Origin of the sequence: Burkholderia sp. AU30280 (assembly GCF_020420125.1) — a bacterium.
Classification (GTDB): Bacteria; Pseudomonadota; Gammaproteobacteria; order Burkholderiales; family Burkholderiaceae; genus Burkholderia.
Window position 1 is genome coordinate 461930 of sequence record NZ_JAIZRY010000005.1, and the last position, 22089, is coordinate 484018.

Below are 22089 nucleotides of genomic sequence, written 5' to 3' on the forward strand. Positions count from 1 at the left end.
ATAGCGCTAAATTCGGCACTTCGAATAGCCAAATACGCATCCAATCTCCACCGCAACGCGCCGATAATCTGACGACCGGCCGGCCTGTGCGATGCGCGCGATTCCCGTTCCGGTCGCCCCTTCAGGAGATCTCCCATGCTGCACGTATCCTGGCTGCCGTTCATCGCCACGTCCCTTCTGATCATCGTCACGCCCGGCCAGGACATGGTGCTCGTGATGTCGCGCACGCTGTCCGGCGGCATGCGCGCCGGCCTCGTGACGGCGGCGGGCGTCAGCGTCGGGCTGCTCGTGCACACGATGCTCGCGACGCTCGGGCTGGGCGCGCTTCTTCAGGCATCCGAATGGTTGTTCACCGCGCTGAAGGTGGTCGGTGCGCTGTACCTGCTGTATCTCGGCATCACGCTGCTGCGTGCGTCGGGCGAGCTCGCGCTCTCGAGCAGCCGCGGCGCGCCGGAATCGCGGTGGCGCACGTTCGCGCAAGGCGCGCTGTCCAACATGTCGAATCCGAAGGTCGCGCTCTTCTACCTGGCGTTCCTGCCGCAGTTCGTCCCCGCGGGCGCCGCGCATCCGATGCTGTCGCTGTTCGTGCTGGGCGCGACGTTCGCCAGCCTGACGTTTCTCGTCAAGGGGCCGGTCGCGCTGTTCGCCGGCCTGCTGTCGGCGTCGATTCGCCGGAACCCGCGCATCCTGACCCGCATGCACCGTGTCAGCGGTGTGGTTCTGCTGGCACTCGGTGTCAAGCTGGCGTTCGAGCGCCGCTGATGGCCGTCATTGCGCCGGCAACGCGTCCGCCAGCGCCCGCATCGCGTTCACCGTCTCCGGATTCGCCGGAAAGAACGCCTCGATCGCGAGTTCCGACAGCGTCACGTCGACCGGCGTGCCGAACACGGTCGTCGTGCTGAAGAACGTCAGTTCGCCGGCCGCCGTGCGCAGCCGCAGCGGCACGGCGATATCCGCGAAGTCGGTGCGCGCATGCGTGTCGTCGGGCTGGCCGGCCGGCGCCGGATACGCGGCGAGTTCGTCGCGCAGCGTGTGCAGCGTGCGGTCGCCGCTCGCATCGATCTGCCGCTGCAGGCGATGCAGGATGTGCGCGCGCCATTCGTGCCAGTTGACGATCTGCGACGCGAGCCCGTCCGGATGCAGGCTCAGGCGCAGCACGTTGACGGGCGGCTGCAACAGCGCCGGGTCGGCCTGCGCGACCAGCGCGCCGAGCATCCGGTTCGCGGCGAGCAGCGTCCAGTGGCGGTCGACGGCGAGCGCCGGGTAGGGTTCGTGGCCGCGCAGCACGGCTTCGACCGCATGGCGCGCGGCATCCAGTTGCGGATCCGAAAACGGCCGTTCGCGAAACAGCGGCGCGAAGCCGGCCGCGACGAGCAGCGCATTGCGTTCGCGCAGCGGTACGTCGAGACGCTCCGCGAGATGCAGCACCATCTCGCGGCTCGGCTGCGCGCGGCCCGATTCGACGAAGCTCAGGTGGCGCGCGGAGACTTCCGCGTCGAGCGCGAGCGCCATCTGGCTCAGGCGCCGGCGCTGCCGCCACGTGCGCAGCAGCGGGCCGACGCCGGGCGTGCGGCCGGCGGACGGGGAGGGCGAATGGAGGGCGGCGGTCGGGTTCATGCAGCAGATGATAGGCAATCCCGCGCACCTTGGGCATTACCTGGGACGTAAGCATCGCGCCGTTCCCCGGGCGTGTCGCCGCGCTGCGTTACCATAGCCCCCGTGCCAACTGAGAGACGACGCCGGACCCGCGATTGAAAACGCCTGGGCCGACGCTGTGCATATTGACGACAAGGCATTCCAGGGGAATCCAATAATGAAAAAACTCGCCGTCCGGCTCGCCTGCGTGGCGACGCTTGCATTCGCCGCGACCGCCAGCCACGCGCAGACCGAAGCCGCGCAGGTGGAAATGCGGGCCGCCGCCGCGGCCGCCAACGACGCGGTCGTGAAGGGCCCGACCGACATCGATGTGAAACACGAAGCCGTGCTGAAGCTGAAAGCCGGCGAATCGTTCGTGCCGGCCGCCGAAGCCGGCCGCTACCTGCGCTCGATGGGCAACTCGATCGACGAATCCAGGCTGGTCGGCCTCGTGCTGCCCGACGATCCCGACGCCGACTGGATCTCGGTCGTGTCGTTCGAGCCGAGCGGCTATATCCGCGACGACGATGCGAAGGACTGGAAGCCCGACGAACTGCTGAAGAGCCTGCAGGCCGGCACCGAGGAAGACAACCCGGGGCGCAAGGAGCGCGGCCTGCCGGAAACCGAGGTGGTCGGCTGGGCGAAGGCGCCCGCCTACGATGCGGCCACGCACCGGCTCGTGTGGTCCGCGATCATCCGCGACAAAGGCGCGGCCCCGAACGCCGAGAACGACGGCGTGAACTACCGGACGCTGGTGCTCGGCCGTGACGGCTACCTGTCGTTGACGATGGCGTCGACGCTCGCCGATCTGCCGAAATACAAGGCGTCGGCCGACGAACTGCTGTCGAACATCAGCTTCAACGACGGCAAGCGCTACGCCGATTTCAACAAGTCGACCGACCACGTCGCCGAGTACGGCCTCGCGGCGCTGATCGTCGGTGTCGGCGCGAAGAAGCTCGGCCTGCTCGCGCTGATCGGCGCGTTCGCGGTGAAGTTCTTCAAGATCGGCGCGGTCGCGCTGCTGGCCGGCGGCGCGGCGGTGAAGCGCTTCTTCGGGCGCAAGCCGAAACCGGTCGCGGTGCCGGCCGTCGCCGACGCATCCGATGCATCCGGCACGGAGCGCAAGGAATGACGAAGCTGTTGCTGCTGATCTTCGGCGGCCTCAAGCTCGGCAAGGTGCTCGTGTCGGCGGGCACCATGCTGGCGTCGATCGCGGTCTACGCGCTGTTCTACGGCTGGCGGTTCGCGGCCGGTTTCGTCGCGCTGCTGCTGGTGCACGAGGCGGGTCACTTCATCGCCGCGCAGCGGCGCGGGCTCGACGTCGGGTTGCCGACCTTCATCCCGTTTGTCGGCGCGTGGATCCAGTTGAAGGAGATGCCGCACGACGCGGAAACCGAGGCGTATGTCGGGCTCGCCGGGCCGCTCGTCGGCACGCTCGGTGCGCTGGCCTGCTACGCGGCCGCGCGCCACTACGACAGCAACCTGCTGCTCGCGCTGTCGTACACGGGCTTCTTCCTGAACCTGTTCAACATGATTCCGCTGTCGCCGTTCGACGGCGGGCGGATCACCGCGGTGCTGTCGCCGCGCATCTGGCTCGCGGGCGTGCCCGTGCTGATCGCGCTGTTCGTCTATCGTCCGAGCCCGTTGCTGATCGTGATGGCGATTCTCGCGCTGCCGCAGCTGAAGCGTGCGTGGCGCTACGATCCCGACGCACCGGAGAACCGCGTGTACTACGCGACGTCGATCGAGACGAAGGCGACCTATGCGCTCTGCTACGTCGGCCTGCTCGCGTTCCTCGCGCTGATGACATCCGGCGTGCACGACATGCTGCGCGTCGCGCATTCGTCGATCTGACAGCGGATCCCTGAGGTCGAATGCAACAACGGCGGCCGTTTTCACGCGGCCGCCGCTGTTTTGTATCGAAGCCGAACTTCAGGCGTCGCGATGATGCAGTTCGACGCGCCTGATGTCCTTCACGATCACGAGATAGCTGAACACGGTGACGAGCGCGTTCAGTCCGACGAACACGAGCGCGCCGTCGAACGAGCCGCTCGCGCCGACGAGGTAGCCGATCGCGATCGGCGCGACGATGCCGGCCGTGTTGCCGAACATGTTGAACAGGCTGCCCGACAGGCCGATCGCTTCCTTCGGCGCGGTATCCGCGACGACGGCCCAGCCGAGCGAGCCGATGCCCTTGCCGAAGAACGACACGGCCATCAGCACGATCACCAGCACTTCGCTGTCGACGTAGTTGCAGCCGATGATGACCATCGACAGCGCCATCCCGCCGACGATCGGGATCTTGCGCGCGAGCGTGAGCGACACGCCGCGGCGGATCAGCCCGTCCGACAACATCCCGCCGAGCACGCCGCCGAGGAATCCGCAGATCGCGGGCAGCGACGTCATGAAGCCGGCCTTCAGCAACGACATCCCGCGCGCCTGCACGAGGTAGATCGGAAACCACGTGAGGAAGAAGTACGTCAGCACGTTCACGCAGTACTGGCCGAGGTACACGCCGATCAGCATCCGGTTCGACAGCAGCTGGCGCACGTAGTACCAGCCGGCGACGCGGCTGCCCTCGGCGCGCGCGCCGCTGCTGCTGCGCGCGGCGGTGCGCACCAGGCCGCCGCCTTGCTCGATGTGCTCGAGTTCCGCGCGGTTCACGCCCGGGTGGTCGGCAGGATCCTTCACGACCCGCAGCCACAGGAACGCGAGCGCGATACCCGCGAGGCCGAGCCACAGATACACCTGGTGCCAGCCGTACGCATGCGTGAGCCACGCCATCAGCGGCGAGAACACGACCGCCGCGAAATACTGCGCCGAGTTGAACACCGCCGACGCCGTGCCGCGCTCGGCGGTCGGGAACCAGCTCGCGACGACCTTCGCGTTCGCCGGAAACGCGGGCGCTTCGGCGATGCCGACCGCGAAGCGCATCGCGAACAGCGCGGCGACCGCGAACGCGGCGCTGCCGCCGAGGCCGATCGTGCTCTGCAGCAGCGTGAACGCCGACCACAGGAAGATGCTGGCCGCATACACGCGCCGCGCGCCGAAGCGGTCGAGCAGCCAGCCGCTCGGCAGTTGCGCGAGCACGTACGCCCAGCTGAACGCCGAGAAAATGTAGCCCATCGTCACCGGATCGATGCCGAACGCCTTGCGGATCGGCGTGCCGGTGATCGACAGCGTCGCGCGGTCCGCATAGTTGAGCGTCGTGACGACGAACAGCATCGCCAGGATCCAGTAGCGCACGGCGGTCCGGCGCGCGGTGCGCGCGAGGTCGAGCGGAAGGTCGCGAGGGGAGGTCTGATTGGTCACTTTAAACGTACGTCGTCGTATGACATAGCCGAAAGTTTATTGTTAATGCGCGGATTGAGAAACTTCGGGTTTTCCCCTTTGCGGATCGCGTCACAGTGTGGGAATGTCGTGATTTTCTGGCCGGGAAAGGTGGTCGAATGTATCGTCGACGCCTTCGCAGGCGGCGAGAATGATGCGATGTTGTCCGCAGACATCGTATCTGTTGAGCTACAATGAGCCATCTATTCCCGAACCACGGAGCACACCCCATGCAACTGACTGGAGAGATGCTGATCGGCGCCGACGCGGTGGCCGGCTCGGCTGGTGCCTTGCACGCATTCGACCCGACGAAGGGCGCGCCGATCGACGCGCCGACGTTCGGCATCGCGACGCAGGCCGACGTCGAGCGCGCATGCGAACTCGCACGCGATGCGTTCGACGCGTACCGCGCGCAGCCGCTCGCGGCCCGCGCGGCGTTTCTCGATGCGATCGCCGATGAAATCGTCGCGCTCGGCGATGCGCTGATCGAGCGCGCGCACGCCGAAACGGGCCTGCCCGTCGCGCGGCTGCAGGGCGAGCGCGGCCGCACCGTCGGCCAGCTCCGGCTGTTCGCGCGCGTCGTGCGCGACGGGCGTTTCCTCGCCGCGTCGATCGATCCCGCGCAGCCGGCGCGCACGCCGCTGCCGCGTTCGGACCTGCGGCTGCAGAAAGTCGGGCTCGGGCCCGTCGCCGTGTTCGGTGCGAGCAATTTTCCGCTCGCGTTCTCGGTGGCCGGCGGCGATACGGCGTCGGCGCTCGCGGCCGGCTGCCCGGTGATCGTGAAGGCGCACGAGGCGCACCTCGGCACGTCCGAACTGGTCGGCCGCGCGATTCGCGCAGCCGTCGCGAAAACCGGGATGCCGGCGGGCGTGTTCTCGCTGCTGGTCGGCCCCGGCCGTGTGACCGGCGCGGCGCTCGTCAGCCATCCGGCGGTCCAGGCGGTCGGTTTCACGGGGTCGCGGCAGGGCGGCATGGCGCTTGTGCAACTCGCGAACGCCCGCCCGCAGCCGATTCCCGTCTACGCGGAAATGAGCAGCATCAACCCCGTCGTGCTGTTCCCGGCGGCGCTCGCCGCGCGCGGCGACGCGATCGCGACGGGCTTCGTCGATTCGCTGACGCTCGGCGTCGGCCAGTTCTGTACCAACCCGGGCCTCGTGCTCGCGATCGACGGCCCCGATCTCGACCGCTTCGAAACGGTCGCCGCGCAGGCGCTCGCGAAGAAGCCGGCCGGCGTGATGCTCACGCGCGGCATCGCCGATGCGTATCGCAACGGCCGCGGCAAGCTGGCCGAACTGCCGGGCGTGCGCGAGATCGGCTCGGGCGAGGCGGCGCAGACCGACTGCCAGGCCGGCGGCGCGCTGTACGAAGTCGGCGCACCGGCGTTCCTGGCAGAGCCGGCGTTCAGCCACGAGGTGTTCGGTCCGGCGTCGCTGATCGTGCGTTGCCGCGACCTCGACGAAGTCGCGCGCGTGCTCGAAGCGCTCGAAGGCCAGCTGACGGCCACGCTGCAGATGGACGCCGACGACAAGCCGCTCGCGCGCCGGCTGCTGCCGATCCTCGAACGCAAGGCGGGCCGCCTGCTGGTCAACGGCTACCCGACGGGTGTCGAGGTATGCGACGCGATGGTGCATGGCGGGCCGTTCCCGGCCACGTCGAACCCGGCCGTTACGTCGGTGGGCGCGACGGCGATTGAGCGGTTCCTGCGGCCCGTGTGCTACCAGGATTTCCCGGACGATCTGCTGCCGGAAGGGTTGCAGGAGCGCAATCCGCTCGCGATTCCGCGGCTGCGGGATGGGAAGGCGGAGTGACGGCGCGCCTCGACTGAGGGGCGATCCACTGCGACCGGTGAGCCTGGGTGCTTGCCGGTCGCGACAAACGAAAAGGCGGAAGTGGCCGGCGAGCCGCTTCCGCCTTTTTTGCATGCGCTGACTTCGTCGTCAGCTGCCGACATAACGACGGGCAGGTCGCGCAGCGCATCCAACGCGGTCTGGCGATCTCGCCGTCTTCCGCGTCGACGGAATTTCTCCTACAGTACCGGAGCCCGGGTCGACCGACTCGCAGGCGAAACCTGAGAGATCCAGAACAAGACCAAGAGGGAACGGCATCATGAACATCAACAAGCGTGGCGACCACCTGTTCGCGGCCGGATTGTGGAAAGCGATCGGCGATGTCGCGAAATCCGTGCGCACCCAGATCGGCCAGTACAGCGAAGGGCGCGTGCTCGCGAATGCGCTGCTGGAATTCCAGCGCGACCTGGGCGGCAGTGAATTCGACTTGACGATCAACCAGGGGCGGCTTGTCACGGGCGCCGACGCGCATTCGCTCGTGTTCGGGCAGGCCGTCCGACGTTTCCGGCAAGATATGGAAGCGCTGGTGTTCGCGCTCCAATACCGGCGCAGCATCGATGAACGCGACCAGGGCCTGCGCGCCGAAGCGCTGACGCAGGCGAACAGCCAGCTCGCGACCGCGAAGCAGTCGGCGACGATCACGGTCGGCCGGTTCTTCGATGCGGTCGTCGACCGCGACGTGCTCGGGCAGATTCTCGACGGCGAATCGAAGGCGCGTGCGCGTACGGGCGCGCAGGACCAGATCGAGGCGACGCGGGTCAAGCTGGGGAACGTGCGCTACCGGATCGTCGGGATCATCGCGCAGATGTGACGGGGAGGGCCGGCCCGCGAGGCGGGCGGCGTCGGGCGGAGCGTCCCGACGGAGGCGGCACGCTTCGGAGTGGATGCGTGCGCAGTTGCCGATACAAGCGGTGCGACAGGGTCAACCCGGCGCGCACCGCACAAGCAGCCGGCCACGGCGCCGATGAAGGCGCCACGCCGGCCATGCTCGCTTACTGCGGGCCCATCTTCTTGATCAGCACGTCGAGCTGCGCGACCTCTTCATCGGTGAGGTCGACGAGCGGCGCACGCACGGGGCCTGCGTCGTGGCCGACGAGCTTCGCGCCTGCCTTCACGATGCTGACCGCATAGCCCGCGCGGCGATTGCGGATCTTCAGGTACGGCAGGAAGAACTCGTCGATCAGGCGGCCGACCGTTGCGTGGTCGTCCTTCGCGATCGCTTCGTAGAATGCCATCGCCGTCTTCGGGATGAAGTTGAACACGGCCGACGAATACACCGGCACGCCGAGCGCCTTGTATGCGGCGGCATAGACTTCGGCCGTCGGCAGGCCGCCGAGGTACGCGAAGCGGTCGCCGAGGCGGCGGCGGATGGTCACCATGCTTTCGATTTCGCCCACGCCGTCCTTGAAGCCGATCAGGTTCGGGCAACGGTCGGCGAGGCGCTCGAGCATGTCGGCGTTCAGTTTCGAATTCGCGCGGTTGTACACCACGACGCCGATCTTCAGCGCACGGCACACTTGCTCGACGTGGTCGGCGATCCCTTCCTGGCTGGCTTCGGTCAGGTAATGCGGCATCAGCAGCACGCCGCTTGCGCCGAGGCGCTCGGCCTCCTGCGCATATTCGATCGCGACGCGCGTCGCGCCGCCCGCGCCGGCGAGGATCGGCACCTTGCCCTTGCAGGTTTCCGTCGCGACACGGATCACGTCCGAATACTCGCGCTGCGTGAGCGAGAAGAATTCACCGGTGCCGCCGGCCGCGAACAGTGCGCTCGCACCGTACGGCGCGAGCCATTCCAGGCGCTCGGCATAGGTGGACGGGCGGAAGCTGCCGTCGACGTCGAAATCCGTCAGCGGAAACGACAGCAGGCCGTGGGAGATGATCTGTTTGAGTTCTTGCGGTGAGGTCATGGTTGGGTCGTCCGTCTAGCGCGAGTGCTGGGTTCGTCGGGAACGGCATACGGGCCACATTGGCGATGTCGTTGTATGTCATCGTACAACATGCAAAGAAGTGACGCAAGCGGTTTGCTGGCAAGTAAGTAGTAGGGTCTTTCCGGATAAGGGTTTACGCAGCATCGCCGATTAGGGTTGAATGTTGTATGATGACTAACAATGTGGCCGATAGCCTCCAGGAATTCCGATGACTGCTTCCCCGCTCTACATCCGCGTGCATCCGGACGACAACGTCGCGATCGTCGTCAACGACGGCGGCCTGCCCGAGGGCGCGACGTTTGCCGACGGGCTGACGCTGCGCGAAGGCGTGCCGCAGGGGCACAAGGTTGCGCTGGTCGACCTCGCGGCCGGCGACCCGATCGTCCGCTACAACGTGGTGATCGGGTACGCGCTGGTCGAGCTGCGACGCGGCAGCTGGGTCAACGAACGCACGATGCGCATGCCCGAGCCGCCGGGCCTCGACGACCTGCCGCTCGCGACACGCGCCGCACCGCCGCTGCCGCCGCTCGAAGGCTATACGTTCGAGGGTTTTCGCAATGCCGACGGCTCGGTCGGCACGCGCAACATCCTCGCGATCACGACGACCGTGCAGTGCGTGTCGGGCGTGGTCGAGCACGCGGTGAAGCGGATCAAGGCCGAGCTGCTGCCGCGCTACCCGAATGTCGACGACGTGGTCGGGCTCGAGCACACGTACGGCTGCGGCGTGGCGATTGACGCGCCCGACGCCGACATCCCGATCCGCACGCTGCGCAACATCAGCCTGAATCCGAATTTCGGCGGTGAGGTGATGACCGTGAGCCTCGGCTGCGAGAAGCTGCAGCCCGAGCGGCTGCTGCCGCCCGGCACGATTCCGGTCGCGGCCGACGGCGCGGCGGACAACGGCGGCGTGGTATGCCTGCAGGACGCCGCGCACGTCGGCTTCAACTCGATGATCGACTCGATCATGAAGATGGCCGAATCGCATCTCGAGCGGCTCGACCGCCGCCGCCGCGAGACGTGCCCTGCGTCGGATCTCGTCGTGGGCGTGCAGTGCGGCGGCAGCGATGCGTTCTCGGGGCTCACCGCGAACCCGGCCGTCGGCTTCGCGGCCGACCTGCTGGTGCGCGCGGGCGCGACCATCATGTTCTCCGAGGTGACGGAAGTGCGCGACGGCGTCGCGCAGCTCACGTCGCGCGCGGCGAACGAGGACGTTGCGCGCGAGATCATCCGCGAGATGGACTGGTACGACCGCTACCTGCAGCGCGGTCGCGTCGACCGCAGCGCGAACACCACGCCCGGCAACAAGAAGGGCGGCCTGTCGAACATCGTCGAGAAGGCGATGGGCTCGATCGTGAAGTCGGGCAGCGCGCCGATCGCCGGCGTCGTGCGTCCCGGCGATCGCGCGAAGCAGAAGGGGCTGCTGTACGCGGCGACGCCCGCGAGCGACTTCATCTGCGGCACGCTGCAGCTCGCGGCCGGGATGAACCTGCACATTTTCACGACTGGCCGCGGCACGCCGTACGGCCTCGCGCAGGTGCCGGTGATCAAGGTCGCGACGCGCAGCGACCTGGCGCGCCGCTGGCACGACCTGATGGACCTCGACGCCGGGCAGATCGCGACCGGCGCGGCCACGATCGAGGAGACCGGCTGGGAACTGTTCCGGCTGATGCTCGATGTCGCGAGCGGCAAGCGCCGCACGTGGGCCGAGCAATGGAAGCTCGCGAATGCACTGACGCTGTTCAATCCGGCGCCGGTGACCTGACGCGCGCAGCGGTTGCCGCCGGACGAAGCGGGCGCCCTCGGTCGCCCGTTTTCATTTCGATGCGGCGGCAACGGCGATCGAGCGCAACGCGCCGCGCCTCATGTGTCGAATTCCTTACCTCGTACGTAATCGACCGCCCGCGCCAAGCCGGCGACGATGACTGCACGCGAACACGGGACACGCCACGTTCGCGACATCGTCCTCTCATCGACACAAGGAGCTTCGCCATGAACACCGCCCAATCCGCATCGTCCGTTCACGCCGACCTGATCGACCGCTACATCGACGCCTGGAACGAACCCGACGTCGCGCGCCGCCGCGCGCTGATCGATGCGACCTACGCGAGCGATGCAGCCTATCGCGATCCGCTGATGTCCGGTGACGGCCACGCGGGCATCGACGCGATGATCGAGGCCGTACAGGCGCGCTTCCCCGCGTTCCGCTTCCGCCGCACGACCGACGTCGACGGGTTCGGCCAGCACCTGCGGTTCTCGTGGGCGCTCGTGTCGCCCGACGGCGCGGCGATCGTGAAGGGCTCGGACTTCGGCACCGTCGACGCGTCGGGCCGCCTCGCGTCGGTCACCGGTTTCATCGACGAAATGCCGGCCGCGGCGTCGTGACGCGAGCGACGCATGCGCGGCGGCCGCCGGGATCGGGTAACGTTACGCATTCGTTCCTGATCCCGGAGACAAGCCGACATGCTGAAGAATCTCGACCCGCTGCTGCACGCCGACATCCTGCACACGCTGCGCGCGATGGGCCACGGTGACGAAATCGCGATCTGCGACGCGAATTTCCCGGCGGAATCCGTCGCGGAGCACACGGTGGTCGGCCGCGCGTTGCGGATCGACGGCGCCGATTCGGCGCGCGTCGTGCGCGCGGTGCTGTCCGTGCTGCCGCTCGACACGTTCGTCGACACGCCCGCGTGGCGGATGGAAGTCGTCGGCGATGCGGCGGCCGTGCCGCCCGTGCAGCGCGAGGTGCAGGCCGAGATCGACCGCTCGGAAGGGCGCGCGGTGCCGCTGACGGGCGTCGACCGGTTCGCGTTCTACGAGCGCGCGCAGCAGGCCTACGCGGTGATCGTCACCGGCGAGCTGCGCGGCTACGGCTGCTTCATCTTCAAGAAGGGCGTGTTGTTGAGCGACGCGGGCTAAACGCGTTTTTCAGCGCGCCGGGCTGCCGGTGCCGCCGCGGCAGTGTAAAGATTTGCTACAACCTTTTTCTTGGACACCGCGGAAAGACCCTCTATGCTGGCCCATTTGCCGCAGGCCCAGCAGGGCCGCGCGCCCCTGAGCTTCACGGGCGCGATCCGTGCGGCCGGCCGAATTGCATACGAGGAGAGAGGCATGACGCGTACCGTCGATTCCGGCGTCATTTTTTTCGCGCGCCTGGCGCTGGCGGCGTTGTTCCTGTGGGGCGGCATCATGAAGCTGCTCGGCTACAGCGACTTCGTCGCGTATCTGCACGGGATGAACGTGCCCTATCAACAGGTCGTCGCGCCGATCGTCGTCGCGATCGAAGGGCTGGGCGGCCTGCTGCTGATCGTCGGCTACAAGGTACGGCCGCTCGCGTTGCTGATGGCGGTCTACACGATCGCGACCGCGATGGTCGGGCACAATTTCTGGGACGCGACGAACGCCGCCGTCCAGCACGACATGGTGATTCACTTCTGGAAAAACGTCGCGATCGCCGGCGGTTTCCTGCTGCTGTTCGTCACCGGCGCCGGCGGCGCGAGCATCGACGCGCTGCGCCGGCCGAGTTCGTCGTACGGCGTGCTGCGTTGAATTGAGCCGATCCGCGCGGTTGCGCTGAAAGCAGGCAAAAGGGCCGAACCCGCACGCGGCGGGTTCGGCCCTTCGTTCATCCGGCCGGCGCGTGCGCGCCGACGTTCAGCGTGCGTCCTTCACGTCCTTCACGTCCTTCACGTCCTTCGCATCCTTCGAGAACTGCACGGCGATCGCGCCGAGCACGCAGATCGCCGCGACATACACGACCGGCGCGAGCGGATTCGACTTCATCATCAGCGACACGATCACCGGCGTGAGGCCGCCGAAGATCGCATACGCGACGTTGTACGAGAACGAGATGCCCGAGAAGCGCACGACGGCCGGGAAGCTCTTGACCATCACGAACGGCACCGCGCCGATCGTACCGACCATGAAGCCTGCGATCCCGTAGTAGAGCGGCAGGGTCGAGGCGTCGGCCGCGACCTGCGCGAACAGCAGGTAGTAGCACGCGGCCAGCCCGATGCCGCCGATGCCGAGCACGCGCTTCGCGCCGATCCAGCCCGCGAGCGAACCCGCGGTGATGCAGCCGGCCGTCAGGCACAGCGTCGCGACGCTGTTCGCGAACAGCGTCGTCGCGGGCGTCAGGTGGAACTGCTTCTGCAGCAGCGCGGGCGTCATCAGGATCACGACGACGATCGCGGCCGACAGCATCCACGTGAGCAGCATCGACACGATCACCGCGCGGCCATGGTCGCGCAGCACGGCCTTCAGCGGAATCTCGGCCGCGAGCGCCTTCTTCGCCTTCATCTCGGCGAACACCGGCGTCTCATGCAGCCAGCGGCGCAGGTACACGGAGAACAGGCCGAACACGCCGCCGAGCAGGAACGGGATGCGCCACGCGAACGCGCCGACTTCGGCGGTCGAGTAACGGCTGTTGATGCCGGCGGCGACGAGCGAGCCGAGCAGGATGCCGGCGGTCAGCCCCGCGGTCAGCGTGCCGCAGGCGTAGCCGATGTGACGCGACGGCACGTGCTCGGACACGAACACCCACGCGCCCGGCACTTCGCCGCCCACTGCCGCGCCCTGCAGCACGCGGAACAGCAGCAGCAACACCGGCGCGAGGATGCCGATCGTGTCGTAGGTCGGCAGCAGGCCCATCAGCAGCGTCGGCACGGACATCATCAGCACGCTCAACGTGAACATCCGCTTGCGGCCGAACAGGTCGCCGAAGTGCGCCATGATCACGCCGCCGAGCGGGCGGGCGAGATAGCCGGCCGCGAAGATGCCGAACGTCTGCAACTGGCGCAGCCAGTCGGGAATGTCGTGCGGGAAGAACAGTTGCCCAATCGCCGGCGCGAAGAACACGAAGATGATGAAGTCGTAGAACTCGAGGGCGCCGCCGAGTGCGGCAAGGCCAAGGGTCTTGTAGTCGCTGCGCGTGAGCGCGCGTTCGGCGGCGCGAGGCACGCCGCTCAATTCGGAAGCTTGCATGGTCAGGACGATCGGTTTTCGAATGTTGTTGTCGGTGCTGCGTCTCCAGGGCCCGCTATCGGCATGGACTGACAAGGCGCGGCTTGCATCGTCGAAGCGTGCCGCATGCCGGGGTGAGGCACGAAACACGCACCGCCGCACCGGGATGGGGCGCGGCGCAGACGAAGCGTCAAAGCGGGTGGGGGGATTCTACAGGAGCGCGAAATGCACGCGCGCGGGTGCGCGCCGAGGAACGCTTCGGACCGCGAAGCCGAAGCCGAAGCGCGCGCGGCGCGGGCGACCGGGGAGCCGCTGACGCGCCGCGCGGGGCAGGGTTTCGCGTATCAGTTGCCGGCGATCGTATCGACCGGCTTGAACGCACCGTGCTCGACCTTGTAGATCGTCACCGGCGCATCCTTCAGGTCGCCCTTCGTGTCGTACGCGATGCTGGGGGCCGACACGCCCTTGACCGACACCTTGCCGAGATACGGCGTGTACACCTTCGGATCGGTCGAGTTCGCGTCCTTCATCGCGGTGAGCAGCGCGATCGTGCCGTCATACGAGTACGGCGAGTAGGTGATCACGTCTTCGTTGAAGCGCGCCTTGTAGCGTGCCGCGTAGCCGGCAAAGCCGGGCATCTTTTCCTTCGGCAGGCCGCCCATGTAGACGATCGCACCTTCGGCCGCGTCGCCGCCGACCTTCAGGAACGTCGGCGAACGCGACATCTCGCCCGTCACGAACGCCGACTTCATCCCGAGCTGGCGCATCTTGCGGATCATCGGCGACGATTGTGCGTCGCCGCCGCCGTAGAAGATCGCGTCCGGGTTCATCCCCTTGAGGTTGGTCAGGATTGCGGAGAAATCGAGCGCCTTGTCGTTCGTGAAGTCGCGCTTGATGATCGTGCCGCCTGCCGCTTCGACGGCCTTCGCGAATTCGTCGGCGATGCCCTGGCCATAGGCCGTGCGGTCGTCGATGATCGCGATGCGCTTGAAGTGCAGCGTCTTCACCGCATACGTGCCGACGATGCGGCCCGCCTGCGCGTCGCTCGTCAGCAGCCGGTAGGTCGTCTTGTAGCCGCGTGCGGTGTATTGCGGCGACGTGGCCATCGAGATCTGCGGCAGCCCTGCGCGATCGTACAGGTCGGACGCGGGAATGCTCGTACCCGAGTTGAAGTGCCCGATGATCCCGCGGACGTTGTCGTCGATCAGCCGCTGCGCGACGGTCGTGCCCGTGCGCGGGTCGGCCTGGTCGTCCTGCGAGTCGAGCTGGAACGTGACGGGCTTGCCGCCGATCGTCGGATGCGTCGCGTTGAAATCGGCGATCGCGAGCTGCACGCCCTTCTGCATGTCCGTGCCGTAGTTCGACTGCGGGCCGGTCAGCGGTGCGGCGAAACCGATCTTGACGACGTCGGCGGCAATGGCGTGCGCGCCCGACAGTGCGCAGGCAGCGGCCAGCGCGACGTGCGATACCTTCAGCTTCACTTTCACTTCCCCTTGATGGCGTGGTTGGGCCGCCGCCGGCTGGCGGCCGGCGCCGGTAAACCGGGCGAGACGGTTCGGTCGGCAGGCCGATGCGAGGGCCGTGCGTGCTTGCCGCGTGCTGCCCGGGCTGTGCCGGAATCGGCGTACATGACGGCCGATGCCGCAGGCCATGCATGCCGATTGCTGCTGCGGCGCGAGGTCGTCTCGTGACCGTGAAGCGAAGTCTAGATAGCGAAAATACGTGCGTCTTGCGCGTTCGATGCGCAGCCGGCGACGATATCGGCATATCGTCGATAACCCTGATATATGCCGAAATCGTCATGCCGAATGCGCAAACGCGCCAAGACGCTGCACGTCCACATTTTTATGCTGCCGAGTTCGGGCGTGCGGTGCGGTATGCGCGTGCGCCGGTACGCGCGCGGCATGTCGGCAACGGCGCACGCATGGTTGCCACGTTGACGCAAGCGGATTCTCGGCCGGCCGCCGCATACTCGGCACAGTGGTTGCGCATGCAACGAACATCGCATGTCGCGTGACGATGCCGGCCGGTCGGCGGCGCGATGCGACGGCTGCCGCCAACTTGCCCGCCTTTGCGATCGGCGCGACACGATCGAAGGGGCGCTCCTATAATCGACGCCATCTGCCACTCGCTTCGCGGTTGCCGGGATGACGACCTTGCTTGCCGTACCGCCCATGAGCCTGTCCGAAACGTTGCGCTACCAGCCCGACAATGCCGATTTCGGCGCGATGCTCGTGCACTTCCGTCTGCTCGAACCGGTGTTCGATGCGCTGCCGGACGTCGCGTTCTTCGTGAAGGATGCGAGCGGCCGCTATGCGATCGTGAATCGCACGCTGGCGATGCGCTGCGGCTACAAGGACAAGCGCGACCTGCTCGGCAAGACGGCCGACGAAGTGTTTCCGCGCCGCTTCGGCCGCAGCTATTTCGAGCAGGACATGGCGACGATCAACGCCGGCCAGCAATTGATGGATCAGCTCGAGCTGCACCTGTATCCGGGGCGCCAGCCGGGCTGGTGCCTGACCTGCAAGGAGCCGCTGCGCGACGCCGCGGGCAGGGTGGTCGGCCTCGCGGGCATCTCGCGCGACCTGAAGGCCCACGAGGGATCGCACCCGGCGTACAGCCGGCTCGCCGACGTGGTCCAGCACATCCAGGATCACTACGTGCAACCGCTGAACCTGAAGCACCTCGCGCAGATGGCCGGGATGTCGGTCGCGCAGCTCGAGCGCTATTTCCATAAGGTGTTCCACCTGACGCCGCGTCAGGTGCTGCTGAAGGCACGGCTCGACGCGGCCACCGCGCTGCTCGTCACGCACGACAAGGTGACCGACGTCGCCGCGCTATGCGGCTACACGGATCACAGCGCCTTCACGCGCCAGTTCAAGGCGACGGTCGGCGTGACGCCGACGGAATACCGGTTGATGCTGCAGGAGCGGGCAGGGTGACGCGACACGCCGAAAGGGCCGGCGAGTCGCTGGGATCGGGGTGATGCGGGAAAACGGGAAAGGGGGAGAACGGCGGCTCAGCGGTAGCCGAGTCCTTTCAGGACGGCGGTGCCGTCTTCGGTCAGCCGGAAGCTGGGTGCCGTATCGGCGTCGAGCTTGACCATCTCGACGAGACCGGCTTCCTGCAGTGCAGGCAGTTCGGGTTTGGCGTTCGCGCCGATCGGTGCGTGCAGCAGCACGAGCAGCGTCGCGATTTCATGATGGCTGAGCAGGCGGCGCAGCATCGTCTTCTTTGCAGGGGGCGCGGCCTGGCGGCCCGCGGGTGCTTCTACGGCGCTCATCGCTTTCCTCCTTTTCGAGATAACCATCGGGTACTGGTTGCGGATGGTGCCGTCGAAGACTTAAGCGATTCTTAAAACCATGGCGGGCGACGGGATGCTGCGCTGCGGTACGGGTTACCGGATGTAACGCCCCAGGGAAGGCGGTTTCCGGCAGGATCGCTGCCAGCCGCGCGGGCGGGTGCGCGATCCCGCGATTCACCACGATGGTGCGCACGGGATGCGACCCTTTGGAGCAGCCTCAAAATCCTTGTCAGCGTCCTTCCCTTATTTCCTGCGCTGTGCCTGAGCGGCGAGCCGCACGGCCGCGTTCGCCGCGCCGTAGCCGTCGTATCCGCCGCGCCGCTCGACGATCTCGAGCGAGAAGCGGTTGTCGACCAGTTCCGTATACGCGTGCAGGAATTCGCCGCCGTGCTCGTCGCGGTCGTACAGCAGGTGGTGCGCGCTCAGCGTGTCGATCAGTTCGTCCGGCAGTGCGTAGCGCGCGGCGAGATCGTCGTAGTAGTTCGGCGGAATGCGCAGGAACGGCACGCCGTCGGCCGCGAACGCGGCGATCGTCTTCACGATGTCGTCCGTGCGGAACGCGACGTGGTTCAGCCCCGTGCCGTGGTAGCGGTCGAGCGATTCGGCAACCGCCGTGTGCCGGTCGACCGACGCGTTCAGCGCGATCCGCACCGAACCGTCGGCGCTGCGCACCGCGCGGCTGCGCATCAGCCCGTACGGATCGGGCACGAGCCAGCTGCGCTCGGCCTCGAAGCCGAATGCCGTCTTGAAGAACAGGATCCACGTATCGAGCGCGTCGGCCGGCAACGCGAGGCACACGTGGTCGATACCGGTCAGCGGGCCGACTTCGCTCGGGCCGTCGATGTCGGTCAGCACGAAGTCCGATTCGTATAGCGTCGGCGCGTTCGGCGCTTCGTCGACGAAGTACTCGAGGCTGCCGTCCGGCGCCTGCACGCTCGGCAGCACGCGCTCGTTCGGCCCGACACGGCCGGAGAACGGCGCATAGCCGAAGCCGGCCGCGCGTTCGAACGCCACTTTCGCATCGTCGACGCGAAATGCCGATGCGCACAGCGACAACCCGTGCTGCTGGAAGAACGCATCGGCGAACGAGTCGCGCTCGGCGTTCAGCACGATCGACGCGGCGCCGTGCTGGAACAGCGTCACGTCCTTCGAGCGATGGCGGCCCGCGAGCCGGAAGCGCATCCGGCCGAGCCATTCGCCGACGGTCGCCGCCGCCTGCGCGTCGACCGCGAATTCGATGAACTGGAACCCGACGTGCGCGGGCGGCGCCGGCGGAGCGAACAGCGGCTGGCTGGCGGCCGGCGCGCGGCCGTCCCGAGCGAGCCGCTCGCGCGTCTGCTCTTCCAGATAGAGCAGCGAACGATGGCCGTCGGCGGCCGTGATCGCGGTGGGCGCCGCGCGGAAGCCGTCGTTGAAGATCTCGAGCGACAGCGGCCCCGTATAGCCCGACTCGATCACGCGCGCCGTGAAGCGGGCGAGGTCGAAGTCGCCCTGGCCCGGGAACGAGCGGTAATGGCGGCTCCATTCGAGCACGTCCATCGCGAGCTTCGGCGCATCGGCGATCTGCACGAACGCGATCCGGTCGCCGGGGATGTCGGCGATCGCGTCCGGCGAATCGTCGAGCGACAGCGTATGGAAGCTGTCGAGCGCAAGGCCGAGGTGCGGGTTGTTCACGGCATTCACGAGTTTCCACGCATGGCCGTACCGCTTCACGACGCGGCCCCACGCGAGCGCTTCGTACGCGGCGACCACGCCGGCCTGCCGCGCGGCTTCGGCGAGCGCGCCGAGTTGGTCGACGAGCAGCCCGTCGTCCGCGATCGTGTCGGCCGACACGTTGCTGCACACCAGGATGCGGTCGGTGCCGAGCGCATGCATCACGTCGAACTTGCGCTTGATCCGGTCGAGGTTGCGGGCGAGCTGGGCCGCGCTCACGCCCTCGAAGTCGCGAAACGGCTGGAACAGCACGATGTCGAGGCCGAGATCGGCGGCCATGCGCCGGACGTCGGCCGGCGATCCATCGAAGTAGACGAGGTCGTTTTCGAAGATTTCGACGCCGTCGAAGCCCGCGGCCTGGATGGCGGCGAGTTTCTCGGCGAGCGTGCCGGACAGTGACACGGTGGCAATTGAGCGCTGCATGGGCGAATCCTGCGGATGAGCGGGGCATGGCGCCGGTCGAACCGGCCCTGAGTGAACCAGTCGTTGAATTCCCGGCGAACGCCATATCCCGAATTTACTAGGCTAGTGATGCGTATTGTACAAACTAACTAGTTGGTACAAATTAGCGAAAACCCGAAAAGACAGTCCCGATTCGCGGGCGCACACTAGCGCCAAATTCCGATGGTTTTCGGGGCGGTGCCGGTCGCGGTCTGCCCCTGTTTAAGGAGCAGAATCACCATGAGCAAGCACAAGGTGCTGGTGCTGAACGGCCCGAACCTGAATCTGCTGGGCACGCGCGAGCCCCATATCTACGGCGCGGAAACGCTCGCCGACCTCGAGCAGCGTTGCCGCACGGCGGGAGAGGCGCTCGGGCTGGAAATCGACTTCCGCCAGTCGAACGCCGAGCACCAGCTGATCGACTGGCTGCATGCCGCGCGTCACGACACGCACGGCATCGTGATCAACCCGGCTGCCTATACGCATACGTCGGTGGCGTTGGCCGATGCGCTTTCCGCGATCGCGAAGCCGGTGATCGAAGTGCACATCTCGAACGTGCATCGCCGCGAGGCGTTCCGGCACCATTCCTACGTGTCGGCGATTGCCGAAGCCGTGATCTGCGGCTGCGGCACCGAAGGCTACGTATTCGCGCTGCAGCGTTTTGCGACGCTGTTCGCGCAGGGGGCCGCGCGATGAGCCGCCCGTCGTTTCTGATCGGCCTGATCGGCCAGGGCATCGGCGGCTCGCTGTCGCCCGCGATGCACGAGGAAGAAGGATTTCGCCAGGGGTTCGGCTATGTCTACCGGCGCATCGATCTCGACGCGCTCGGCGTGACCGTCGACGCACTGCCGCAATTGCTCGATGCCGCGCAGCGGATGGGCTACAACGGCCTGAACATCACGCACCCGTGCAAGCAGCGCGTGATCGAGCACCTCGACGCGCTGTCGGACGATGCGCGTGCGCTCGGCGCGGTGAATACCGTGCTGTTCAAGGACGGCAAGCGGATCGGTCACAACACCGACTGGTCGGGCTTCGCGAAATCGTTCCGCCGCGGGCTGCCCGGCGCGTCGCTCGAACGCGTCGTCCAGCTCGGCGCTGGCGGTGCGGGCGCGGCCGTGGCGCATGCGGCGTTGCAGATGGGCGCGGCCGCACTGACGATTTTCGACGTCGACGGCGCGCGCGCCGTCGCGCTCGCGGCCGAACTGCAGCAGCGCTTCCCCGCGGCACGGGTCGCGCCCGGCAGCGATCTCGCGGGCGCGATGCGCGCCGCGACGGGCCTGATCCACGCGACGCCGACCGGCATGGCCAAGCATCCGGGCCTGCCGCTGCCGGCCGAACTGCTGCACGCGGGCATGTGGGTGGCCGACATCGTGTATTTCCCGCTCGAAACCGAACTGATCCACGCCGCGCGCGCGGCCGGCTGCGCCACGCTGCCGGGCGGCGGGATGGCCGTCTACCAGGCGGTCGACGCGTTCGAGATCTTCACCGGACGCACGCCTGACGCCGAGCGGATGTTCGATCACTTTCAGTCGCTCGTCGCGCGCTGACCCCCCAAGAAAGAGAGACAAGGAGACGACCATGCAGCACACCACCCATACGAGCGCCGCGCCGGCGCAGGCGGCAGGCACCGTCCGGCGCACCTCGGCGCGCTACAAGATTCTCGCGCTGCTCGCGATCGGCACGATGATCAACTATCTCGACCGTACCGTGCTGGGGGTGGCTGCGCCGCAGCTCACCAAGGAGCTCGGCATCAACGCGGCCGTGATGGGCATCATGTTCTCCGCGTTCTCGTGGACGTACGTCGCGATGCAGGTGCCCGGCGGCCTGTTCCTCGACCGCTTCGGCAGCAAGATCACCTACTACTGGTCGATGACGCTGTGGTCGCTTTGCACGTTCCTGCAAGGTTTCGTGCCCGGCGTCGCGACGCTGCTCGCATGCCGTCTCGGCCTCGGCGTCACGGAGGCGCCGTGCTTCCCGACCAACAGCCGCGTCGTCGCGACGTGGTTCCCGCAGAGCGAGCGCGCGATGGCGACGGGTACCTACACCGTCGGCGAGTACATCGGCCTCGCGTTCTTCAGCCCGGTGCTGTTCGCGCTGATGGGGGCGTTCGGCTGGCGCTCGCTGTTCTGGGTCGTCGGTGCGGTCGGGATCGTGTTCGGCCTCGTCTGGTGGAAGTTCTATCACGAGCCGCGCAACCATCCGGGCGCGAATTCGGCGGAGCTGGCCTATATCGAGGCGGGCGGTGGCCTGGTGCACGGCGTGCGCAAGGACGGCGACAAAGGCGTCAAGGGCGAGCGCAAGGCATTCAGCTGGTCGATGGCCGGAAAGCTGCTGAAGAAGCGCCAGCTCGCGGGCATCTGCCTCGGCCAGTTCGCCGGCAACTCCACGCTTGTGTTCTTCCTGACCTGGTTCCCGACCTACCTCGCCACCGAGCGCCACATGGGCTGGCTGAAGATTGGTTTCTTCGCGGTGATGCCGTTCATCGCCGCATCGGTCGGCGTGATGTTCGGCGGGATCTTCTCCGACTGGCTGCTGCGTCGCGGCAAGTCCGCGAACCTCGCGCGCAAGCTGCCGATCATCGCGGGCCTGCTGCTCGCATCGACGATCATTCTCGCGAACTACGTGCAGAGCAACGAGGCCGTGATCGCGATCATGTCGGTCGCGTTCTTCGCGCAGGGGATGGCCGCACTCGGCTGGACGCTCGTGTCCGACATCGCGCCGGACGGCCTGCTCGGCGTCACGGGCGGCATCTTCAACTTCGCGGCGAACCTTGCCGGGATCATCACGCCGCTCGTGGTCGGCTTCATCGTCGCGTCGACCGGTTCGTTCGTCGGCGCGCTCGTGTTCATCGGCGTGATCGCGCTGATCGGTGCGGCGTCTTACATCTTCGTCGTCGGCGACATCAAGCGAATCGAGCTGTAAGCCCCGACTC

General features: G+C 67.3%; 20 protein-coding genes. 13 read left to right on the forward strand and 7 right to left on the reverse strand.

Annotation, left to right across the window (positions count from 1 at the left end; translation table 11 throughout):
- Positions 1-135 precede the first annotated feature (135 nt).
- Complete coding sequence (locus tag LGN17_RS14960) at positions 136-762, forward strand: LysE family translocator (RefSeq protein WP_226197478.1); 627 nt, start codon at positions 136-138, stop codon at positions 760-762.
- Between the two features lie 6 nt (positions 763-768).
- On the opposite strand, the gene LGN17_RS14965 is transcribed toward LGN17_RS14960, so the two are convergent.
- The gene (locus LGN17_RS14965; protein WP_226197479.1) at positions 769-1617 is read right to left on the reverse strand and encodes a helix-turn-helix domain-containing protein; all 849 of its coding nucleotides are present in this window, start codon (positions 1615-1617) and stop codon (positions 769-771) included.
- A gap of 196 nt (positions 1618-1813) precedes the next feature.
- Between LGN17_RS14965 and LGN17_RS14970 the strand changes: the two genes are divergently transcribed.
- Both LGN17_RS14970 and LGN17_RS14975 read left to right on the forward strand, forming a co-directional pair.
- Positions 1814-2767, forward strand: a complete 954-nt coding sequence (locus tag LGN17_RS14970) for a DUF2167 domain-containing protein (protein WP_226197480.1) — start codon at positions 1814-1816, stop codon at positions 2765-2767.
- Entirely contained in the window at positions 2764-3489 is a 726-nt protein-coding gene (locus LGN17_RS14975; RefSeq protein WP_226197481.1) for a site-2 protease family protein, read from the forward strand. The genes LGN17_RS14970 and LGN17_RS14975 overlap by 4 nt, the downstream gene beginning before the upstream one ends.
- A gap of 78 nt (positions 3490-3567) precedes the next feature.
- On the opposite strand, the gene LGN17_RS14980 is transcribed toward LGN17_RS14975, so the two are convergent.
- The gene (locus LGN17_RS14980; RefSeq protein WP_226197482.1) at positions 3568-4947 is read right to left on the reverse strand and encodes an MFS transporter; all 1380 of its coding nucleotides are present in this window, start codon (positions 4945-4947) and stop codon (positions 3568-3570) included.
- Between the two features lie 248 nt (positions 4948-5195).
- Between LGN17_RS14980 and LGN17_RS14985 the strand changes: the two genes are divergently transcribed.
- The gene (locus LGN17_RS14985) at positions 5196-6773 is read left to right on the forward strand and encodes an aldehyde dehydrogenase (NADP(+)) (RefSeq protein WP_226197483.1); all 1578 of its coding nucleotides are present in this window, start codon (positions 5196-5198) and stop codon (positions 6771-6773) included.
- A 298-nt stretch (positions 6774-7071) separates the two neighbouring features.
- Positions 7072-7623, forward strand: a complete 552-nt coding sequence (locus tag LGN17_RS14990; RefSeq protein ID WP_226197484.1) for a hypothetical protein — start codon at positions 7072-7074, stop codon at positions 7621-7623.
- Between the two features lie 181 nt (positions 7624-7804).
- Here LGN17_RS14990 and kdgD read toward each other — a convergent pair whose 3' ends face one another.
- Entirely contained in the window at positions 7805-8719 is a 915-nt protein-coding gene (gene kdgD / locus LGN17_RS14995) for a 5-dehydro-4-deoxyglucarate dehydratase (protein WP_175952518.1), read from the reverse strand.
- Between the two features lie 229 nt (positions 8720-8948).
- Between kdgD and garD the strand changes: the two genes are divergently transcribed.
- From garD to LGN17_RS15015, 4 genes are all read left to right on the forward strand, one after another.
- On the forward strand, positions 8949-10502 hold the full coding sequence (garD, locus tag LGN17_RS15000) for a galactarate dehydratase (protein ID WP_226197485.1): 1554 nt from the start codon (positions 8949-8951) through the stop codon (positions 10500-10502).
- A 227-nt stretch (positions 10503-10729) separates the two neighbouring features.
- Positions 10730-11122 (forward strand): nuclear transport factor 2 family protein, encoded by a 393-nt coding sequence (locus tag LGN17_RS15005; RefSeq protein WP_226197486.1) that lies wholly within the window; start codon positions 10730-10732, stop codon positions 11120-11122.
- A gap of 78 nt (positions 11123-11200) precedes the next feature.
- Positions 11201-11656, forward strand: a complete 456-nt coding sequence (locus LGN17_RS15010; RefSeq protein WP_226197487.1) for an RbsD/FucU family protein — start codon at positions 11201-11203, stop codon at positions 11654-11656.
- 192 nt (positions 11657-11848) lie between these two features.
- Complete coding sequence (locus tag LGN17_RS15015; protein ID WP_006491342.1) at positions 11849-12286, forward strand: DoxX family protein; 438 nt, start codon at positions 11849-11851, stop codon at positions 12284-12286.
- 105 nt (positions 12287-12391) lie between these two features.
- Here the strand turns inward: LGN17_RS15015 and LGN17_RS15020 are convergent, their stop codons facing one another.
- Both LGN17_RS15020 and LGN17_RS15025 read right to left on the reverse strand, forming a co-directional pair.
- Positions 12392-13720, reverse strand: a complete 1329-nt coding sequence (locus tag LGN17_RS15020) for an MFS transporter (protein ID WP_226197488.1) — start codon at positions 13718-13720, stop codon at positions 12392-12394.
- 323 nt (positions 13721-14043) lie between these two features.
- Positions 14044-15180, reverse strand: coding sequence for a branched-chain amino acid ABC transporter substrate-binding protein (locus LGN17_RS15025; RefSeq protein ID WP_226197489.1), 1137 nt, complete (start codon positions 15178-15180; stop codon positions 14044-14046).
- Positions 15181-15846: 666 nt separating this feature from the next.
- Between LGN17_RS15025 and LGN17_RS15030 the strand changes: the two genes are divergently transcribed.
- Positions 15847-16641 carry an AraC family transcriptional regulator gene (locus LGN17_RS15030; protein WP_175952512.1) on the forward strand — a complete coding sequence of 265 codons (795 nt, stop codon included), beginning with the start codon at positions 15847-15849 and terminating at the stop codon, positions 16639-16641.
- Positions 16642-16718: 77 nt separating this feature from the next.
- Here the strand turns inward: LGN17_RS15030 and LGN17_RS15035 are convergent, their stop codons facing one another.
- Positions 16719-16982: a hypothetical protein gene (locus tag LGN17_RS15035; RefSeq protein WP_174933418.1), complete on the reverse strand. Its 264-nt coding sequence runs from the start codon at positions 16980-16982 to the stop codon at positions 16719-16721.
- Between the two features lie 264 nt (positions 16983-17246).
- Positions 17247-19139 carry a bifunctional sugar phosphate isomerase/epimerase/4-hydroxyphenylpyruvate dioxygenase family protein gene (locus LGN17_RS15040; protein ID WP_226197490.1) on the reverse strand — a complete coding sequence of 631 codons (1893 nt, stop codon included), beginning with the start codon at positions 19137-19139 and terminating at the stop codon, positions 17247-17249.
- 258 nt (positions 19140-19397) lie between these two features.
- On the opposite strand from LGN17_RS15040, the gene aroQ reads away from it, so the two are divergent.
- From aroQ to LGN17_RS15055, 3 genes are read left to right on the forward strand one after another with little or no spacing between them, the layout of a single operon-like run.
- Positions 19398-19853, forward strand: a complete 456-nt coding sequence (gene aroQ, locus LGN17_RS15045; RefSeq protein WP_175965002.1) for a type II 3-dehydroquinate dehydratase — start codon at positions 19398-19400, stop codon at positions 19851-19853.
- A complete protein-coding gene (locus LGN17_RS15050) occupies positions 19850-20704 on the forward strand; it encodes a shikimate dehydrogenase (RefSeq protein ID WP_226197491.1) in 855 nt (284 codons plus the stop codon). Before aroQ ends, LGN17_RS15050 begins: the two co-directional genes overlap by 4 nt.
- Before the next feature lie 31 nt (positions 20705-20735).
- Entirely contained in the window at positions 20736-22079 is a 1344-nt protein-coding gene (locus tag LGN17_RS15055) for an MFS transporter (RefSeq protein WP_226197492.1), read from the forward strand.
- The last annotated feature ends 10 nt before the right edge of the window (positions 22080-22089 follow it).

Excerpts from the sequence above, each read along its gene's own strand:
- LGN17_RS14960 (WP_226197478.1), top strand. The coding sequence starts at position 136 with ATGCTGCACGTATCCTGGCTGCCGTTCATCGCCACGTCCCTTCTGATC.
- LGN17_RS14965 (WP_226197479.1), bottom strand. The coding sequence starts at position 1,617 with ATGAACCCGACCGCCGCCCTCCATTCGCCCTCCCCGTCCGCCGGCCGC.
- LGN17_RS14970 (WP_226197480.1), top strand. The coding sequence starts at position 1,814 with ATGAAAAAACTCGCCGTCCGGCTCGCCTGCGTGGCGACGCTTGCATTC.
- LGN17_RS14975 (WP_226197481.1), top strand. The coding sequence starts at position 2,764 with ATGACGAAGCTGTTGCTGCTGATCTTCGGCGGCCTCAAGCTCGGCAAG.
- LGN17_RS14985 (WP_226197483.1), top strand. The coding sequence starts at position 5,196 with ATGCAACTGACTGGAGAGATGCTGATCGGCGCCGACGCGGTGGCCGGC.
- LGN17_RS14990 (WP_226197484.1), top strand. The coding sequence starts at position 7,072 with ATGAACATCAACAAGCGTGGCGACCACCTGTTCGCGGCCGGATTGTGG.
- kdgD (WP_175952518.1), bottom strand. The coding sequence starts at position 8,719 with ATGACCTCACCGCAAGAACTCAAACAGATCATCTCCCACGGCCTGCTG.
- garD (WP_226197485.1), top strand. The coding sequence starts at position 8,949 with ATGACTGCTTCCCCGCTCTACATCCGCGTGCATCCGGACGACAACGTC.
- LGN17_RS15005 (WP_226197486.1), top strand. The coding sequence starts at position 10,730 with ATGAACACCGCCCAATCCGCATCGTCCGTTCACGCCGACCTGATCGAC.
- LGN17_RS15010 (WP_226197487.1), top strand. The coding sequence starts at position 11,201 with ATGCTGAAGAATCTCGACCCGCTGCTGCACGCCGACATCCTGCACACG.
- LGN17_RS15015 (WP_006491342.1), top strand. The coding sequence starts at position 11,849 with ATGACGCGTACCGTCGATTCCGGCGTCATTTTTTTCGCGCGCCTGGCG.
- LGN17_RS15020 (WP_226197488.1), bottom strand. The coding sequence starts at position 13,720 with ATGCAAGCTTCCGAATTGAGCGGCGTGCCTCGCGCCGCCGAACGCGCG.
- LGN17_RS15030 (WP_175952512.1), top strand. The coding sequence starts at position 15,847 with ATGACGACCTTGCTTGCCGTACCGCCCATGAGCCTGTCCGAAACGTTG.
- LGN17_RS15035 (WP_174933418.1), bottom strand. The coding sequence starts at position 16,982 with ATGAGCGCCGTAGAAGCACCCGCGGGCCGCCAGGCCGCGCCCCCTGCA.
- LGN17_RS15040 (WP_226197490.1), bottom strand. The coding sequence starts at position 19,139 with ATGCAGCGCTCAATTGCCACCGTGTCACTGTCCGGCACGCTCGCCGAG.
- aroQ (WP_175965002.1), top strand. The coding sequence starts at position 19,398 with ATGAGCAAGCACAAGGTGCTGGTGCTGAACGGCCCGAACCTGAATCTG.
- LGN17_RS15050 (WP_226197491.1), top strand. The coding sequence starts at position 19,850 with ATGAGCCGCCCGTCGTTTCTGATCGGCCTGATCGGCCAGGGCATCGGC.
- LGN17_RS15055 (WP_226197492.1), top strand. The coding sequence starts at position 20,736 with ATGCAGCACACCACCCATACGAGCGCCGCGCCGGCGCAGGCGGCAGGC.